Genomic DNA, 18251 nt, shown 5'->3' with positions numbered 1-18251 from the left:
TCTTACTGTCCATTCCATTATGGCTTCGACTTCCAGCTGATTTTTTGCTGCTTCACCAACGCCCCCGAAAGAATACACAACACGCCACCTAACCCAGCGAATCGCACCGAAGCTTGAGCCTGCTCCTCCACCTTTGGTTTCGCGTGGTAGGCAATACCTAACCCAGCAACGGACATCATCAGCAAGTCATTTGCGCCATCGCCAACAGCGACGGTATTGTGCAATTCAATATCGTACTCTTGGGCCAACTCGACCAAAATATCCGCTTTAGTCTGGGCATTCACCACATCGCCTAATACTTCACCGGTGAGCTTGCCTTTAACAATATCCAGTTGATTCGAACGCGCAAAATCCAGCCCTACGCACTCTTTTATATGGTCAGAGAAATAAGTAAAACCACCTGATGCAATCGCTGTTTTCCAGCCTAACGCTTTCAATGTGGCGATCAAAGATTCAAAGTCTGGCATGAATGGCAATTGACTACGCACTTGTTCGAGAATGACTTCATCCGCCCCTTTCAACTTCCCAACGCGCTGACGCAAACTTTGTTCAAAATCTAGCTCACCTAGCATGGCGCGCTCTGTCACCTCAGCCACTTCCTCTCCGACACCGGCTAGCTTGGCAATTTCATCAATACATTCGATTTGAATCGCCGTGGAATCCATATCAAATACGATAAGCCCGGGAGCAGAGAGATCCGGTACTTCATTCAGCGAGGCATAATCAAGGTTGAGGCTTTTCAGAATAGTTTGATGCTCCGTGGTGAGTTCTCCCCCCATCAGAGCCACTTCATACTGCCCCACTTTCCAAGTATCTAAAACTGGAGTGTAAAGGCCTGTAAAAAAGTCGATATCTTCAAACAGGCCGGGAGTAAGGCACGGTGCAAAAACAATCCAGTTCGCTTTGGCTTTATCCCGCTGAGTCGCAAATCGAGTTTCAGGTAGTCGTTTTAAAAGAGTCGTGTGCCTTCTGATAGGCAAGCTTTTTGACGCATCCATGTATATAATCCCTTATGACTTTGCTAAAACGTTACCTCAACAAACTAAAAAGGCAAGTCTTTGTTTTATTTTGAATGGACGAGTAAAGTGCATGAGTGAATCTTTGTTCTCAGTAAAGAATGCCTTACGAATTTTAGCGTTAATCTTGCTGGGTTTGATGCTATTTTTCACATTTAAAAATAGCGTAGTGATAAGTAAAGGCAACGAAAAGATTCAAGCACAGCAGCTTGAGACTCTGAGTCGAGTGTTGATCTCTCAGGCTTCGTTGTCTGCCAGCGAAATGATTTTGAATAAAGATCAAGAGCGGCTTCTTAAGCTGACCAACCAACTCGCGCAAGATCGCTTAGTATTCGATGCGACCATTTATAATGCACAGGGCGTAAGATTAGCATCGAGTGAAGGCGCACTATCCGTGCGAGAAGTCTTAGGGCTAGATACGCCACTGGCTACCGCATCAATTGGCCGCCAACAATTGGTTGAACCAGTATTTTCAGATGACGCGATCATCGGTTTTGTCCGCGTCACGTTTGAAACTGGTCGCGTAACCGCCATCTCCGATCATCACTATCGCAAAAGCGATCGTTACATGTACATGATGGTATTGATGAGCTTTGTGTGCGGCATGTTGTTTATTATGATTTTACGTAGACAGTCGATCCGCCGTAAGAAAGGTGAGAACCTGCTTTTGACCAAATAATAGCAATCGTAACAAAGAGCTGGTCATTATTTCGAATAAAAAAACAGCCCGCTTTGTGCGGGCTGTTTTATTTACGTATTGCTTTAACTAAAAAGATGACTCTACGTCGCTTATTCTTCGTCACCAAGCAGTACAGAATCTAGTGCGATCAACATCATGTCGTTGAACGTATTTTGACGCTCTTCCGATGTGGTTTGCTCACCTGTTTTAATATGGTCAGAAACCGTACAGATCGTCAGTGCTTTTGCACCGTACTCTGCTGCAACGCCGTAGATGCCCGCCGCTTCCATTTCCACACCAACGATGCCGTACTTGTCCATTACGTCGAACATGTCTGGATCTGGCGTGTAGAACAGTTCAGCTGAGAATAGGTTACCTACTTTTACGTCTACGCCGCGCGCTTTTGCTGCTTCTTCTGCTGCGCGAACCATTTTGTAGTCAGCGATGGCTGCGAAATCATGACCTTTGAAGCGGATACGGTTGACTTTAGAGTCCGTACACGCGCCCATACCGATCACAACATCACGTACTTTAATGTCTTCGTTTACTGCACCACAGCTACCTACACGGATTACTTTCTTCACGCCGAAATCTTTGATCAGCTCAGTCACGTAGATTGAACATGATGGGATGCCCATACCGTGGCCCATTACAGAGATCTTACGGCCTTTGTAAGTACCTGTGTAACCAAACATATTACGAACATCACATACTTGAACAACATCATCTAAGAAAGTTTCAGCGATGTATTTTGCACGTAGCGGGTCACCTGGCATTAGAACGACGTCTGCGAAAGCACCCATTTCTGCGTTGATATGTGGAGTTGCCATGTTTTATTCCTTAACCTGTCTCTAGCGTTCACCTCTGATGGAGGAATGGACTAGATTGATATGATTTTGACAAGCAGTATTCTAATGCCTATCTAGATAAGTAAATGGTCCAATTATTTAGATAGGTTTAGCACTGCGAACATAAAACGAGGAGCTATCATGCTCCCTGTTTTCAATAGTTTATCTATTATAGAAAGTTCTTACCGTATTCCATTGGAGAAGTACCGAAGTACGTTGCCAATGTTTGGCCGATATCTGCAAAGCTATCACGACGACCTAATGAGCCTGCTGGCACTTTCTTACCGTAAACGACCACTGGAATGTGCTCTCGTGTATGGTCAGTACCTGGCCATGTTGGGTCACAACCGTGGTCCGCCGTTAGGATAAGTACGTCGTCTTCTTCCATTATATCGAGAACTTCGTTGATACGGCCATCAAAGTATTCAAGTGCCGCAGCATAACCAGCCACGTCACGGCGGTGGCCATAAGCTGAGTCGAAATCTACGAAGTTCGTAAATACGATGGTGTTATCACCCGCCTCTTTGATTTGCTCTAGCGTTGCTTCAAACAATGCTGGAATACCTGTCGCTTTCACTTTCTTAGTGATACCACAGTTTGCGTAAATATCTGCGATCTTACCGATAGAGACGACGTTACCTTGCTTCTCTTCTACTAGCTTTTGGAGAACCGTTGTCGCTGGTGGCTCAACAGACAAATCACGACGGTTACCAGTACGCTCAAACTGACCTTTACCCGGGCCAATAAATGGACGCGCAATCACACGGCCGATGTTGTAATCTTCCAGCTCTTCACGCGCAATTTGGCACAGCTCAAGTAGACGCTCTAGACCGAATGTCTCTTCGTGACACGCGATTTGGAATACTGAATCTGCAGAGGTGTAGAAGATCGGCTTACCCGTCTTCATGTGCTCTTCACCCAGATCATTCAGTACTTGCGTACCAGATGCGTGGCAGTTACCTAGGAAACCGTCTAGGCCAGCACGCTCAAGGATGCGGTCAGTCAGCTCTTTCGGGAAGCTGTTCGCTTTATCAGTGAAGTAACCCCAATCAAAAAGAACAGGTACACCTGCGATTTCCCAGTGGCCTGAAGGCGTGTCTTTACCTGATGAAAGCTCAGCCGCATGACCATAAGCACCGATGATTTCAGCTTCTGCGTCTAAGCCCGGTGCGAAGCGACCAGTTGACTCTTTGTGTGCCATTGCCAGACCGAGTTTCGATAGGTTTGGAAGACGAAGTGCGCCTTGACGCTGCTCGTTATCCGCTAAGCCTTGCTCACACTGGTCAGCGATATGACCTAGCGTGTCTGAACCTACATCACCAAATTGCTCAGCATCTGCGCTTGCACCAATGCCGAATGAGTCTAGTACTAAAATAAATGCTCTTTTCATTGCTCGTTCCTTAGGCCCACTCGGTGTCTTAGCTATAATTGAGCAGGCCTACGTAATTACTTAATCGATTAGATGTCTTCTGCACGGATTTGGCGGTAAACCTCTGGCGTTGGTGTGTATTCCCCCCCCACCTTAATGGCGTTACGAAGGGCTTTAGCGGCCTCTTCCCACTGCACTTCGGTGCGAGCGTGGATAACAGCAAGAGGCTTATCACCGTCTGCGACTTCACCCAAACGAATGAAATTGTCGAAACCAACCGCATAGTCGATTTCGTCCGTCGCAACGCGGCGACCACCACCCATAGAAACCACAGCCATACCGATAGCACGCGTATCCATTGCTGAAACGATGCCCGTTTCTGTGGCGTAAACAGGCTTGATGATTTCGGCTTTCTCTAGGTAGTTATCGTAGTTTTCTACGAAGTCTGCCGGTCCGCCAAGTCCAGCAACCATCTTACCAAAGCATTCAACCGCTTTACCGTTATCAAGTACTTCCATCAGTTTCGCACGAGCATCTTCCGTATTCTCAGCAAGCTTGCCAAGTACCAGCATTTCTGCACATGATACCATGGTCACTTCAAGTAGACGTGGATTGCGGTATTCACCCGTTAGGAAGCGAACCGCCTCGCGTACCTCTACTGCATTACCCGCAGAAGAAGCCAGCACTTGGTTCATGTCTGTCAGGATAGCGGTTGTCGTTGTACCAGCACCATTTGCTACCGCAACGATAGATTTTGCTAGCTCTTCAGACGCTTCGTAAGTTGGCATAAATGCACCAGAACCTACTTTTACATCCATCACTAAAGACTCAAGACCTGCAGCAAGCTTCTTCGATAAAATCGACGCCGTGATCAGTGAAATGTTATCGACCGTTGCCGTGATATCGCGAGTTGCGTAAACGCGCTTATCCGCTGGCGCTAGATCACCCGTTTGACCAATGATCGCCACACCTGCGTCTTTGGTTACTTGACCAAAGACGTCATTGGTTGGTGTGATGTTGTAGCCAGGAATTGACTCAAGCTTGTCCAGTGTACCGCCAGTGTGGCCAAGGCCACGGCCAGAAATCATGGGTACGAAACCGCCACATGCTGCCACCATAGGGCCAAGCATCAGAGAAGTCACGTCACCCACGCCACCAGTTGAGTGTTTATCGACAATTGGACCACCAAAGTTCATGTGGCTCCAGTCGATGACCATGCCCGAATCACGCATTGCACAAGTCAGTGCGATACGCTCTGGCATCGTCATTTCATTGAAGAAGATAGCCATAGCAAATGCCGCGATCTGACCTTCAGATACGCTGTTATCTGCTACGCCTTGAATAAAGAAATTGATTTCGTCAGCAGTAAGAACTTCGCCATCACGTTTTTTACGAATGATCTCTTGAGGTAAATACATTAGTTCCTCCCAAGCTCTTTATGAGCCATGGTAATAGTAGGGTAGAAGAGGTTGGTAGCACCGAAACTGGTGCTACCATTCAGACGCTTTATTTGGAATTAGTACGCTGATGGATCAGCGACTTGGTCCGATACTTCTAATGTATTTAGTAGATTTGTTAGCAGGCTAGACGCACCAAAACGGTAGTGACGAGCATCAACCCAATTGTCACCTAGGATTTCATCAGCCATTGCTAGGTATGCAGCCGCATCTTCAGCCGTACGCACACCACCTGCTGGTTTGAAACCAACTGTCTCAGCAACACCCATGTCACGAATAACTTCAAGCATCATGCGTGCGTATTCTGGTGTTGCGTTAACTGGCACTTTACCCGTTGAAGTTTTAATGAAGTCAGCACCTGCTTCGATACAGATTTGAGATGCTTTCTTGATTAGCGCTTCTTCTTTTAATTCACCCGTTTCGATGATCACTTTAAGAAGGATGTCACCACAAGCTTCTTTACATTGCTTAACAAGTTCAAAGCCCACTTTCTCATCACCAGCCATTAGAGCGCGGTATGGGAAAACCACGTCTACTTCGTCTGCACCGTAAGCAACTGCCGCTTTTGTTTCAGCCACTGCGATTTCAATATCGTCGTTACCGTGTGGGAAGTTGGTTACTGTCGCAATGCGAACGTCTGGCGTGCCTTGCTCACGAAGTGTCTTCTTAGCAATAGGAATAAAGCGAGGGTAAATACAGATTGCAGCTGTGTTACCTACTGCTGATTTCGCATCATGACATAATGCGATCACTTTTGCATCAGTGTCATCATCATTCAGCGTCGTTAGGTCCATTAGTTTAAGTGCACGTAGTGCTGCTGCTTTTAAATCGCTCATTTCTATCTCCGATCAATATTCAAAAAATTCACTGCTTAACCTCATATCAACTATCTAACTATAATCAAGAAGAAGACAGTGTGTAAAAATTTGGCTAATCAGTCTATTAATGAACGGACTTGGTTCCCTGAAGACTCGGCATAGTCAGCGAAAAATTCATATGCCAATTGCTATCCTTGTCACCGCACAGTACCAGTTTGGCCTATGGCACAACAATCTATGATTGCGGTGTCTTTAATATCACATCACAAAGAAAAACGCTTGTAAGATGTAACATGAAGGGCAATTCATTTGCCCATTGAGTATGTACTATTCACTCAGTGATTATTTGATAATCATAACCACGACTTTGTAATTACTACATTATAGAGTTTCACCGCAAAACTGTAGCACCAAATAGAGCGCAAACGGTTTGTATCTCAAAATTTTCCAACCCCTATTCCACCGACTGCGTAAGCGACTCTCGTCGTCCTACATGCGGTTAAATTTTTTTGGGCCAAAAACGAAAAATGCCCCGCAGCAATTTCTTGCTACAGGGCATGATTTAAAACGGCGTCTATATATTAAGAACCGATTCTAATTAAAGTGCTGCAAGGCTAAGGCAGAAGCCTGCAATCGTCGCTGCCATTAGGTTAGACAACGTACCAGCAAGAACGGCTTTAATACCCATGCGAGCGATATCGCTGCGACGGTTTGGTGCAAGGCTACCTAGACCACCAAGTAGGATCGCGATAGAAGAAAGGTTCGCGAAGCCACATAGTGCGAATGAGATGATAGCCGTTGTCTTCTCAGACATTACTTCACCCGTTGCCGCAACCACTTGAGCGCCTTCACCTAGGTAAGGAGTGAAGTTCAAGTACGCAACGAATTCGTTGATAACGAGTTTCTGACCGATGAATGAACCAGCAACAACTGCTTCGTCCCATGGAACACCGATTAGGAATGCTAGTGGAGAGAACGCGTAACCTAGGATTAGCTCTAGAGTGAGTTCAGGCATACCGAACCAACCACCAATGCCACCTAGCATACCGTTGATAAGAGCAATCAGACCAACGAAAGCGATTAGCATTGCACCTACGTTTAGCGCAAGTTGTAGACCAGAAGCCGCACCGCCTGCTGCTGCGTCGATTACGTTAGCTGGTTTATCATCGCCACCGTCCATTGCTTCTTCGAAATCTTCGCGAGGCTTGTCAGTCTCTGGGTGAAGAATCTTAGCGAACAGTAGACCACCTGGTGCTGCCATGAATGATGCTGCTACTAGGTACTCTAGTGGAACACCCATTGATGCGTAACCTGCTAGTACACCACCAGCAACAGAGGCTAGACCACCACACATTACTGCGAATAGCTCAGATTGAGTCATTTTTGGAACGAATGGGCGAACAACTAGCGGTGCTTCAGTTTGACCTACGAAAATGTTAGCAGCCGCTGACATTGATTCCGCACGAGAAGTACCGAGCGCTTTCTGTAGTGCACCACCAAGAATCTTGATAACCCACTGCATTGCGCCAATGTAGTAAAGAACAGAAATCAGTGCTGAGAAGAAGATCAGAGTAGGAAGAACGCGGAATGCGAAGATGAAACCGCCGCCACCGAACACTTCGAACATCTTGTCAGAAACAAGACCACCGAATAGGAATGATGAACCATTGTTACCGTAGTTGATAACGTTAGAAACACCAGTAGAGAAACCGTTTAGTAGATCACGGCCCCAAGGTACATAAAGAACAAATGCACCTAATGCGAATTGGATAGCAAATGCGCCACCCACAGTTCTTAGATTGATAGCTTTACGGTTATTAGAAAATGCAAATGCAATAGCAAGAAGCACTACCATACCGACTAGGCTCATAAACAGGCTCATAGTTTATGACTTCCTTATAAGTTATTTATTGGCGTGTTACAAAATGGAGCTATAAAGCGGGGGCAATTATACTCATGCAGCATCAATTAAAGTAATGCCACCTTCACACTTTCCTATAAGATTCATCATGGATTCACCCTCATTTGTGAGACACATCACAATAGGAAGGAAAACGTTTTCTATTTTAAACAGCATATTTCGATTTTATTCACATATTGAGAATACTGAATTGCTATTTTCCCACATCTGGCACGCAATCGTTTGCCATTGCTGTGAATGCAAATGCGCAAGCTCATTCAACACATGAATAAGTTTACTTGGGTGGTTGGGCTTCCCTTGATATCCAAGTATGGGCATATCCGGCGCGTCCGTTTCTAAAACCAGATGTTCAAGAGATAGTCTTTGAATCGCGTCGCGCGTTTTGTTCGCTCTTGGGTAAGTAATTGTGCCGCCCACCCCAATGAAAAAGCCTAATCGAACCCATTCCATCGCTTGTTGATAGCTACCAGAAAACGCATGTAACACGCCACCTTTAGGCAGTTTTGCCGTTTTGACCATTTGAACGAGTCGATTGTGCGCTTTACGACAGTGAAGAATAACGGGCAGTTTGAATTTTCGCGCAAGTTCAAACTGCAACTCAAGGGCTCGTTCTTGAAGTGCTACAGGAACATTGATGGAAAAATCTAAACCACACTCACCAATTGCCACACAGTGCTTACCCGCTTGTGACAACTGCCGTTCCAATTCAGCGACGTGTTGATCAAAATCAGGCTGAAGAAAGTAAGGATGAAAACCCAAAGCGTAGTAAAGACCCGGGTATTGGCTGGCTATAGTTTGAATGCGAGACCAATTGCTTGGTCCTACTGAAGGGATCAAGATACGTTCTATACCTTGCTCACGAGCAAGCTCAAACTGATGGGCAAAATCGTCTTGGAACACATCAAAATCGAAGTGACAATGGGTATCAAACAGTTTCATTATTCGGCTTCTCTTGTTCTTCTTTATTAGAAGAAGCGTCATGAGCAGGGTCTGGTTTATACGGTACACAACTGCGCCTTTGATCTGGTGTTAGTCCCATCTCTTTACACCAATCGTCGTAACGTTTGAGTCCTTTCTTAAACCAATTCATTTCACACCTTTCTGTACACCAAATAAAAAGCCGCCGTTAGCTAAGTGTATAGCTAACGGCGGCCTATAATCCAGTGCTCAATGTAGAGCGGCTTAGATGCGATTAGTGCTCACGCGTTGCACGGAAATCGACATCAGGAAAACGTTCTTGAGCAAGGTTCAAGTTAACCATCGTTGGGGCAATGTACGTTAGGTTATCACCGCCATCTAGCGCTAGGTTCGCTTGGTTCTTACGTTGGAACTCATCCAGTTTCTTCGCATCACCACACTCAACCCAACGCGCAGTTGCAACGTTAACCCCTTCATAGATCGCTTCAACGTTGTATTCTGACTTCAAACGAGCCACAACCACGTCAAACTGAAGTACACCGACCGCACCAACGATCAGATCGTTATTTTGTAGCGGACGGAATACCTGTACCGCCCCCTCTTCAGATAACTGAACCAGACCTTTTAGCAGCTGTTTCTGCTTCAATGGATCTTTTAGACGAATACGACGGAACAACTCTGGAGCAAAGTTTGGAATACCAGAGAACTTCAGCGACTCACCTTGAGTGAAAGTGTCACCAATTTGGATTGTACCGTGGTTATGTAGACCGATAATATCACCCGCGTAAGCATTTTCCGCACGTGAGCGGTCACCCGCCATAAAGGTTACCGCGTCAGAAATGCTCACTTGCTTGCCAAGACGAACGTGGTTCATCTTCATACCTTGCGTGTACGTGCCTGATACAATACGCATGAAGGCAATACGGTCGCGGTGTTTTGGATCCATGTTTGCCTGGATTTTGAATACGAAACCAGAGAATTTCTCTTCGGTCGCTTCAACATCACGCTCAACCGCTTGACGAGTTTTCGGCGCTGGCGCCCATTCAGTCAGGCCATCTAGCATGTGATCAACACCGAAGTTGCCCAAAGCCGTACCGAAGTAAACTGGCGTTAACTCACCGACAAGGAATGCTTCGTGATCAAACTCAGGGCAAGCGCCCATCACAAGTTCAAGTTCTTCACGAACACTTGCCGCTAGGCTTTCACCTACTTTTTCATCAAGTTCAGGGTTGTCCAGACCTTTGATGATGCGAACTTCTTGGATCTCATGACCATGACCAGATTCGTACAGAATCGTCTCATCGCGGTGAATGTGGTAAACACCTTTAAACTCTTTACCACAACCGATTGGCCATGTAATTGGTGCACACATCATGCCCAGTTCGTTTTCTACTTCGTCCAATACTTCCATTGGATCACGAACATCACGGTCAAGTTTGTTCATGAAGGTGACGATTGGTGTATCACGTAGACGCGTCACTTCCATCAGTTTGCGAGTACGATCCTCGACACCTTTCGCTGCATCAATCACCATCAGACATGAGTCAACCGCCGTTAGTGTACGGTACGTATCTTCCGAGAAATCTTCGTGTCCTGGCGTATCCAGTAGGTTTACCAGACAATCATTGTAAGGGAACTGCATCACAGAAGTGGTTACCGAGATACCACGTTCCTTTTCCATTTCCATCCAGTCTGATTTTGCGTGTTGTGCGTTACCACGACCTTTAACCGTGCCGGCTTTTTGGATTGCGTTTCCGAATAACAGTACTTTTTCTGTAATGGTGGTTTTACCCGCATCCGGGTGAGAAATAATAGCGAACGTTCTACGCTTAGAAACTTCGCCTAGAAAAGGTGTATTTGACATGAAAATCGTCTTCTTTGATGTCTATTGCTTACCCGAATCTCGAACAAGCTTTTTTGATTCAATATTACGCGGTATTGTCCCCTATTATTGCGCTAGGGGCAACTTTCCTTGAGGTTTGAGCGACAGTAATTAATAAAAGAACAGGTAGCTCATGATGATTGCATCTTCTTTGCCATTACCGGTTTTAGCTGGGTAATAGTTGTAACGGCGATCCACTTCATTAAAACCGGCTTGCTCATAAATATGAATCGCTGGCAAATTACTTTCACGAACTTCTAGCCAAGCACTCTCTGCTTTGGCTTGCTCACAGTAACCTAGAAATGCGTCAAGCAACTTTTGACCCAATCCTTTGCCTTGCTGGCTCGGTGCAACGGCAATATTAAGTAGCGTCACTTCACCGACAATGTTCTGCCCATAGAAATAACCCACAACCTCGTCGGCGTTGGTCATCACATGATGACATGCACCTCGGCTAGACAAGTCACGAACGATCGATTCTGCCCAAGGGTGAGAATGGGCTTGTTGTTCAATTTGCCATACTTGATCTAAGTGTTCTGCACTCATCGGCGTAATTTCAATCGTCACGCGTTTGCTCCATTAAGAATATGAACAAATCTGCTGCCATAAGGCGCGGCGCTGTTCGTTGTTACCATCAATGTCTTTTAATAGCGGCGAAGTCAGCTGCTTAGCATTAATACTCGTATCGGCTTCACAGCCAGCAAACCACACCCAATCCAACTCATGTTCACCCAATGATGATAAACGCTCTGGCTCTAGATGCAGCGCATCATCAAGTGTGAGCTTGATGCTTTTTAGCACCCGCTCAAACATCAATGCTGTCTCATTTTCTGGACACATTGGTGAAACCAATAGGAGTTTACAAGAACTTTGCAAACGTAACATTGGCACTTGATAGTTTTCCAACCTATCTGGATGGATCAACTCCCATGTGCTGATCCCCATTTCATTTAAATACTGTTTCTCGTTTATTGACATTTTTTGTCACCTAATTGAACGAGGCAATGCTACCAAATAATCGCAGGTAAAGTCAGAGGTGTTATGAAGCTTTTCCAATCAATCCCTATTGCACTGCTAATCTCGGCCACCAGCTTTGTTACCTTTGCTAAGAGCAGCCATGATAACTGGCAACTTATCGATCAAAAACCGTTAACTTCCAAACCCGAGACTGATACCGTAGAACCGAACGGTTTATTGAAAAACCGCCAGTTTAGCAAAATCAAAATTAAAATTAAGTGCACTCAGGCAAGGTGAACTTCAAAAACATGAAAATCACCATGACCGATGGTAGCGAGAAAGAACTTAAGACCATGACGAGTACGTTAACCAAAGGCATGTCAACACGAGCTTAGACTCTACCAGGTTCTGAAAATGTCAAACTCAAACGTCTTGGTATGGCATACAATGGTTAGGGCAACATGGTACTCATGTGGCCAGTGTAAGTAAAAAAGCAAAAATCGAAATTTGGGGCAAAAAGCGCGTCCAAGAACAAGATTAAATCATTTTTCTTCGTCACTTCATAAAAACAAAGCCCGCTTTTTACAGCGGGCTTTGTCATTCAATCTCAATGGTTATAGCTCAGAAAATTCTGGTGCATAATCGATGCGCCCAGAACGTCCATCGCACTGACCTTCCACCAATTCTGCTACGCGGAATGCTCCTTGGGGCACTTCCCATGCGCAGTCAAAGCCCATCTCTTCACCGGCTTTAAAACCTTGACGCGCGTAGTAATCCGGCGCCCCCAATACGACACAAACTGGGTAACCGAAATCACGCAAAAATTCAAAACCTTCCTTAATTAACTCAGAAGCAATGCCTTGGCGACGGTAATCTTCATGTACGCTTAACGGTGCTAGACCTTGCCATGATAAATCTTCGCCGTTCAAAGTTACTGGGCTAAATAGAGCATGTCCGATCACTTCACCATCATCCGTACACGCTACGAGCGACAGAGTAAGCTTGCCATTTTCACGTAAACGCATCACCAAATTGGCTTCGGCCTCCGTCGGAAATGCGTGCTTCAATAGGCCGTCAATCTTGAGAATGTCTGCGGGCGCTTCAGTTCGAATAAGCATTCGTCACTCCGGTTTCTTGTGCTAGCTCTTGAACCCCTTTTTGAACAAAGTCCGCTAGTTGACTCAATGCAACCTGCATCGCTTTTGGCAACTGCTCTAAATCGACACTGTCCATTAAGTTTTTTACTTCCAAACCAAGCTCAGTATCGCCTTCAATAGAAAGGCGGCGTTGAAAGAACAGCGTGTCAGGATCTTCTTTACGGCCAGCAATCAACACCAAATCATTAAGGTGACCACTAAAGCTAACGTCTTCCTGAACTGATTTCTCCGCAACCACTAACTTTCCGTCCTGGTAGCTGATGTACCATGCTAAGTTCAAGTCTTTAATCGCAACTTTTAACCACTTATCTTCAAGGAATTCAAAGTCGCCATCTTCTAACGCTTCCTTGAACACCATTTTCAGCCCTTCTAACAAGGCTTTTTTCTGAACAGCTTGTGGTAATAACTGGACTGGAGATCGCAAAATTGATGCTGCGTTGTTTACTAGTTGACTGCGAATCTTGTTTAACACGCTAATTATCCGTTACTTTGTCATAAGGTTGTCTATTTTACGCAATAGAGTAATACCTGTACCTGTCATTTATCAAGAAAACAGTTTGTTTATACTCCGTGACTTTCAAGCCCAAAATGCATAACGTTGTCTTAACTGGCTAGCTTAATGGGTAGTATTGATTTTAAAAGACAAATCGTCGCACCATGGCACATATACACAAGAACATTCTTTCAGAATCAAGTGAAAAGTGGTTATCTGGGCATAAAACCGCCATGTCTCAAACAAATGCGTCATTTTTTTGACCTTTGCTGTATTATCGATGCTAAGACATTGATAAATTCTTTAATAACGGTAGCTTCAAAGTTATAGTTATCACGATAGCGTTTTTATTACACGGACGAATAATCTGGCTCATTGGAGATCGGTAACCCCCTAATGCCTTCCCAGCAATTACAACATTGGTTTGCAACGCTAACCTCAAATAGTCCTTTCTTTTTTGCCATTCTTGACAAGAAACACAGTTATCGAATGGTAAGTGAGCGCTATTGTGACATTGCGGGCTTAGGCCATAGCGAAATCATTGGTCTTAACGATAGCCAAGTTCTAGGTGACGTATTCTATAACAAGCTTGCTCCTTACTATCAACGCGCTTTCAAAGGCGATCATGTAGAAGCAGAAATAACCCTAGATGAAACGGGCTTAGAGACTAACTTACATTTTAGTCTTTCTCCGATTAAAGAAGGGAATGAAACCCGATTCGTGGTATTTCATGCCATTGATACTTCTGAAAAACACATTCTTGTTCGTTCTTTAGAAGAGTCAGAAAGCAAATTTTCCAAGCTTACTCAGCTTTTACCTGATGGTTTGTTATTGGTTGAAAATGACATCATCATTTCTGCCAACCCCGCATCGTCTCGCTTACTTGGTCTAAACTCGCCACATGAATTGCTCGGAGAAGAGCTGTCTCGTCTATTCATCGATGAAAACAGCAAGAAAGTTTTTAGTCATCGCATCAGTTCACTCCTGTCTGAAAAACCGTTTGCCTGTTTAACCAGTGCAAGATGTGGATTTGAGCGAAAGGTACGCCTGCATGCTGACACCACCGCTGTTCTTGGCAGTGAATCCCAAATAATCCTTATCCAGGATGCCGACGACACACCTAAAACGCTTTCTTCAGGCTCCGCTGAAGATGCTCACATTGACTCTCTGACCAAGCTATACAACCGCTTTGGGTTTACCAAACGTCTTGAGCAACTGATTAACAGGCGCACGCCACTATTGGTGTTTTATCTTGACATCGATAACTTCAAAAACATCAATGACTCACTTGGCCATCACATTGGTGATAAAGTCATTCAGGAGGTATCCGCTCGTCTTAAGCACTCATTACCAAGCCAAGTAATCATTGGCCACCTTGGGGGAGACGAATTCGGTATTATTTTGCCAGAACCAGAAAATACCCGTATGGCAGAGAGCCTTTCCGAGCGCATCATCTCTTTGATCAACCAGCCATTTGATCTACACCACTTCAGTAAACGTCTTGCTTGTTCAATTGGGAGTGTGCGTTATCCAGAAGATGGCCAAGACGCACGAATCCTCCTGCAAAATGCCGATACGGCAATGTATGAAGCCAAGGATCGCGGCCGCAACCGCCTGATCAAGTTTAACGATCAGATGAATAAAGAAGCGCGCATGCGTTTGTGGTTGGAAATTGAGCTGCAAAAAGCATTGCAACAACACGGATTGGAAGTCTGGTATCAACCAAAAGTAAATGCTCGCGACTTCAGCATTAACGGAGCGGAAGCCTTAGTGCGCTGGAAGCACCCTGTCGAGGGTTACATCAGTCCAGGGGCGTTTATCCCTGTAGCCGAACGTGCCGGCTTGATCGAGCACCTTGGTAAAGTGGTCATGCGTGATGTATTTAATACTGTCAAGCGTTGGAAGCTACAGGGTATCCTGCCAGGACGTGTGGCAATTAACCTTTCTCCTGAACAATTTGGCAATCCTCAGCTCATTGACTACATGGAAAAGCTACTGCGCACTACCGAGCTCGATCCAAGCTGCATTACTTTCGAGCTAACCGAAAGTGCGGTGATGAGTGACAGTCAACACACACTGCAAATGCTAAACGCAATAAAGAAACTCGGCTTCAACCTTTCTATTGACGACTTTGGTACAGGCTACTCTTCCCTCTCTTATTTGGCACGCTTTCCAATCGATGAGCTAAAAATAGACCGAGCCTTTATCAGCGACATTGATATCTTGTCAAAACAGGTGACTGTTATTGAAAACATCATCAACCTAGGTAAATCGCTCGATTTAACGGTCGTCGCAGAGGGCGTAGAAACACACCAGCAAGCGACCCTGTTATCCAACTTGCAATGTAACTCGATTCAAGGCTTTCATTTCTATCGTCCTCAACCGAAGCACGAAGTCGAAGAACTGTTCGTACAAAACCGTCGCCACAAAAAATAATGCGCACTTTCCCCCCTGACTCTCATGGGGGAAACGTATCGATAAAACTACAACCACTAAATATTCGAAGTGTTGCCTATCATACATGCCAACTCTGACTCCCTAAGCTAAGCCTCTCGACGTTACTTAAGAGATAAATCTCAACTTTATTGAGCTAAACCTAACTTAGGTCAATTTCGCTATTCATAATTCTTCATAAAATGCGACCATCTTTTTATTCTCTATGATTGTGAGCATATGGAACTCTTGTGCCCTGCGGGTAACTTGCCTGCGTTAAAAACCGCGATTGATTGCGGTGCAGATGCTGTATACATCGGCTTCAAAGACGATACAAACGCTCGTCACTTTGCTGGTCTTAACTTTAACGGCAAAAAACTTGAAAAAGCGGTGCAATACGTCCACGACCGCAACAAAAAGATCCATGTTGCACTCAATACGTTTGCTCACCCAAATGGATTTGAGCGTTGGACAAATGCGGTAGATAACGCTGCAGCCCTTGGTGTAGACGCACTGATTGTCGCTGACATTGCGGTACTTGAGTATGCTGCTCGCAAATATCCAGAGCTTGAACTACACCTTTCGGTACAAGCATCAGCAACCAACGTTGCGGCTATCGATTTCTACAAACAGAACTTCAACGTTAAACGAGTCGTACTGCCTCGTGTACTGTCGATCCACCAAGTGAAACAACTATCGCGTAACATCACTAGTGACGTCGAGCTAGAGGTATTCGCTTTTGGCAGCCTTTGTATCATGTCTGAGGGACGCTGTTACCTATCGTCATACATGACAGGTGAATCACCAAACACCGTTGGCGCTTGTTCTCCCGCGAAATACGTTCGCTGGCAAGAAACAGAACAAGGTCTAGAGTCGCGCTTGAATGATATTCTTATTGATCGCTACAGCGCAGGTGAAAATGCCGGCTACCCTACTCTTTGTAAGGGTCGTTTTGATGCTGAAATTGAAGGCGAAAAAAAACGCTATCATGCACTAGAAGAGCCAACCAGCTTGAACACCCTTTCTATGCTACCTGAACTGTTTGCGGCCAATGTTGCATCGGTGAAAATCGAAGGTCGTCAGCGCAGCCCTGCTTATGTAGAGCAAGTAACACGCACATGGCGAGCCGCGATTGATCGTTACCAAGCAAACCCTGAAGCCTATCAAGTAGAAGCGGCTTGGGATGCGGCACTAGCAAACGTGTCTGAAGGTACACAAACCACCTTAGGTGCTTACCACCGTAAATGGCAATAGAGGTTAAGATGGATAATTCAATGAAATACGCACTTGGCCCACTGTTGTACTTTTGGCCAAGACAAGATGTAGAAGCATTTTACCAGCAAGCGAAATCAAGCTCAGCTGACATCATCTACCTTGGTGAAACGGTGTGTTCAAAGCGCCGTGAAATGAAACCTACACACTGGTTTGATATCGCGAAGGAGCTGTCTGCTTCCGGTAAACAAGTGGTGCTATCAACCATGGCTCTGCTAGAAGCACCAAGTGAAGTCAACATCATGAAGAAGTACATCGACAACGGTGACTTCGCGATTGAAGCAAATGACGTCTCTGCGGTTCAATTGGCTTCTGAGCACAAAGTGCCTTTTATCGTTGGCCCTGCGGTGAACACGTACAATGCGCATACGCTGAATGTGTTCTTAAAGCAAGGCATGACTCGCTGGTGCATGCCAGTTGAGCTATCACGTGAATGGTTGAGCAACACGCTAACACAATGCGATGAGTTAGGTATTCGCAGTAAGTTTGAAGTGGAAGTGTTCAGCCACGGTTACTTGCCACTGGCTTACTCAGCTCGCTGCTTTACCGCTCGTGCAGAAAACAAAGCCAAAGATGATTGCGAAACCTGCTGTATTAAATACCCAACGGGCATCCAAGTAAGCAGCCAAGAGGGTCAGGAGGTCTTTAACTTGAACGGCATCCAAACTCAATCTGGTTACTGCTACAACCTAATCAACGATCTACCAAGCATGGAAGGGTTGGTTGATGTGGTTCGTCTAAGTCCACTGGGCATCAGCACCTTCTCTGAACTGGACCATTTCCGTTCAAATGAGAAAGGCACTAATCCAGGTAAGATCCAAGATCGCCAATGTAACGGTTACTGGCATCAACTTGCTGGTTTAGAAGTGAAAAACATCTAAACACTTTCCACTAGTTTCAAAGCAATTAAAAAGCGAGGCACTACCCTAATGCCAGTCAGTTAAGCTGACTGGCTTTCTTTTTATTGGGGTATTTCTTTGCCTTTGCTTTTATTGCTCTCGGATATATCCGATCTTCTCGTTTAATGGGCA

The 18251-nt window shown here is 45.3% G+C and carries 17 protein-coding genes and 1 pseudogene; 5 read left to right on the top strand and 13 right to left on the bottom strand.

The features are described from left to right. Positions 1 to 17 precede the first annotated feature (17 nt). Positions 18 to 998 (bottom strand): phosphoserine phosphatase, encoded by a 981-nt coding sequence (gene serB / locus AK965_RS14105; RefSeq protein ID WP_099080205.1) that lies wholly within the window; start codon positions 996 to 998, stop codon positions 18 to 20. 91 nt (positions 999 to 1089) lie between these two features. Between serB and AK965_RS14100 the strand changes: the two genes are divergently transcribed. After that, positions 1090 to 1695, top strand: a complete 606-nt coding sequence (locus AK965_RS14100) for a YtjB family periplasmic protein (RefSeq protein WP_099080204.1) — start codon at positions 1090 to 1092, stop codon at positions 1693 to 1695. 110 nt (positions 1696 to 1805) lie between these two features. On the opposite strand, the gene deoD is transcribed toward AK965_RS14100, so the two are convergent. The 10 genes from deoD to AK965_RS14055 form a co-directional block, all read right to left on the bottom strand. Continuing rightward, a complete protein-coding gene (deoD, locus tag AK965_RS14095) occupies positions 1806 to 2525 on the bottom strand; it encodes a purine-nucleoside phosphorylase (protein WP_099080203.1) in 720 nt (239 codons plus the stop codon). Positions 2526 to 2712: 187 nt separating this feature from the next. Beyond that, positions 2713 to 3933 carry a phosphopentomutase gene (locus AK965_RS14090; RefSeq protein ID WP_099080202.1) on the bottom strand — a complete coding sequence of 407 codons (1221 nt, stop codon included), beginning with the start codon at positions 3931 to 3933 and terminating at the stop codon, positions 2713 to 2715. Positions 3934 to 4001: 68 nt separating this feature from the next. Beyond that, entirely contained in the window at positions 4002 to 5330 is a 1329-nt protein-coding gene (gene deoA, locus AK965_RS14085) for a thymidine phosphorylase (RefSeq protein WP_099080201.1), read from the bottom strand. A 98-nt stretch (positions 5331 to 5428) separates the two neighbouring features. Next, positions 5429 to 6205, bottom strand: a complete 777-nt coding sequence (gene deoC / locus AK965_RS14080) for a deoxyribose-phosphate aldolase (protein ID WP_099080200.1) — start codon at positions 6203 to 6205, stop codon at positions 5429 to 5431. 580 nt (positions 6206 to 6785) lie between these two features. Beyond that, complete coding sequence (locus AK965_RS14075) at positions 6786 to 8069, bottom strand: NupC/NupG family nucleoside CNT transporter (RefSeq protein ID WP_099080199.1); 1284 nt, start codon at positions 8067 to 8069, stop codon at positions 6786 to 6788. Positions 8070 to 8273: 204 nt separating this feature from the next. Then, positions 8274 to 9047 (bottom strand): TatD family hydrolase, encoded by a 774-nt coding sequence (locus tag AK965_RS14070; RefSeq protein WP_099080198.1) that lies wholly within the window; start codon positions 9045 to 9047, stop codon positions 8274 to 8276. After that, the gene (locus tag AK965_RS20465) at positions 9034 to 9198 is read right to left on the bottom strand and encodes a DUF5363 family protein (RefSeq protein WP_172438154.1); all 165 of its coding nucleotides are present in this window, start codon (positions 9196 to 9198) and stop codon (positions 9034 to 9036) included. The genes AK965_RS14070 and AK965_RS20465 overlap by 14 nt, the downstream gene beginning before the upstream one ends. Before the next feature lie 102 nt (positions 9199 to 9300). Further along, positions 9301 to 10890 (bottom strand): peptide chain release factor 3, encoded by a 1590-nt coding sequence (prfC, locus tag AK965_RS14065; RefSeq protein WP_099080197.1) that lies wholly within the window; start codon positions 10888 to 10890, stop codon positions 9301 to 9303. A gap of 129 nt (positions 10891 to 11019) precedes the next feature. Next, entirely contained in the window at positions 11020 to 11475 is a 456-nt protein-coding gene (rimI, locus tag AK965_RS14060) for a ribosomal protein S18-alanine N-acetyltransferase (RefSeq protein WP_099080196.1), read from the bottom strand. Between the two features lie 12 nt (positions 11476 to 11487). Continuing rightward, positions 11488 to 11886, bottom strand: coding sequence for a DNA polymerase III subunit psi (locus tag AK965_RS14055; RefSeq protein WP_099080195.1), 399 nt, complete (start codon positions 11884 to 11886; stop codon positions 11488 to 11490). Between the two features lie 63 nt (positions 11887 to 11949). Here AK965_RS14055 and AK965_RS20705 point away from each other — a divergent pair. Then, a pseudogene (locus AK965_RS20705) lies at positions 11950 to 12406 on the top strand (hypothetical protein). 73 nt (positions 12407 to 12479) lie between these two features. Here the strand turns inward: AK965_RS20705 and AK965_RS14045 are convergent. Continuing rightward, positions 12480 to 12983, bottom strand: coding sequence for a GNAT family N-acetyltransferase (locus tag AK965_RS14045; protein ID WP_099080194.1), 504 nt, complete (start codon positions 12981 to 12983; stop codon positions 12480 to 12482). Then, positions 12967 to 13494: an SCP2 domain-containing protein gene (locus tag AK965_RS14040; protein WP_172438153.1), complete on the bottom strand. Its 528-nt coding sequence runs from the start codon at positions 13492 to 13494 to the stop codon at positions 12967 to 12969. Before AK965_RS14040 ends, AK965_RS14045 begins: the two co-directional genes overlap by 17 nt. 417 nt (positions 13495 to 13911) lie before the next feature. On the opposite strand from AK965_RS14040, the gene AK965_RS14035 reads away from it, so the two are divergent. The 3 genes from AK965_RS14035 (at position 13912) to AK965_RS14025 (ending at position 18101) form a co-directional block, all read left to right on the top strand. Beyond that, a complete protein-coding gene (locus AK965_RS14035) occupies positions 13912 to 15951 on the top strand; it encodes a bifunctional diguanylate cyclase/phosphodiesterase (protein WP_099080192.1) in 2040 nt (679 codons plus the stop codon). 237 nt (positions 15952 to 16188) lie between these two features. After that, on the top strand, positions 16189 to 17202 hold the full coding sequence (locus AK965_RS14030; protein ID WP_099080191.1) for a peptidase U32 family protein: 1014 nt from the start codon (positions 16189 to 16191) through the stop codon (positions 17200 to 17202). A gap of 20 nt (positions 17203 to 17222) precedes the next feature. Next, a complete protein-coding gene (locus AK965_RS14025) occupies positions 17223 to 18101 on the top strand; it encodes a U32 family peptidase (RefSeq protein WP_172438157.1) in 879 nt (292 codons plus the stop codon). Positions 18102 to 18251: the final 150 nt, after the last annotated feature.

This window comes from Vibrio sp. PID17_43 (assembly GCF_002608565.1).
Lineage (GTDB): Bacteria > Pseudomonadota > Gammaproteobacteria > Enterobacterales > Vibrionaceae > Vibrio.
Note: the sequence above shows the minus strand (reverse complement) of the source record. Positions and strands in the feature narration are given on the sequence as shown.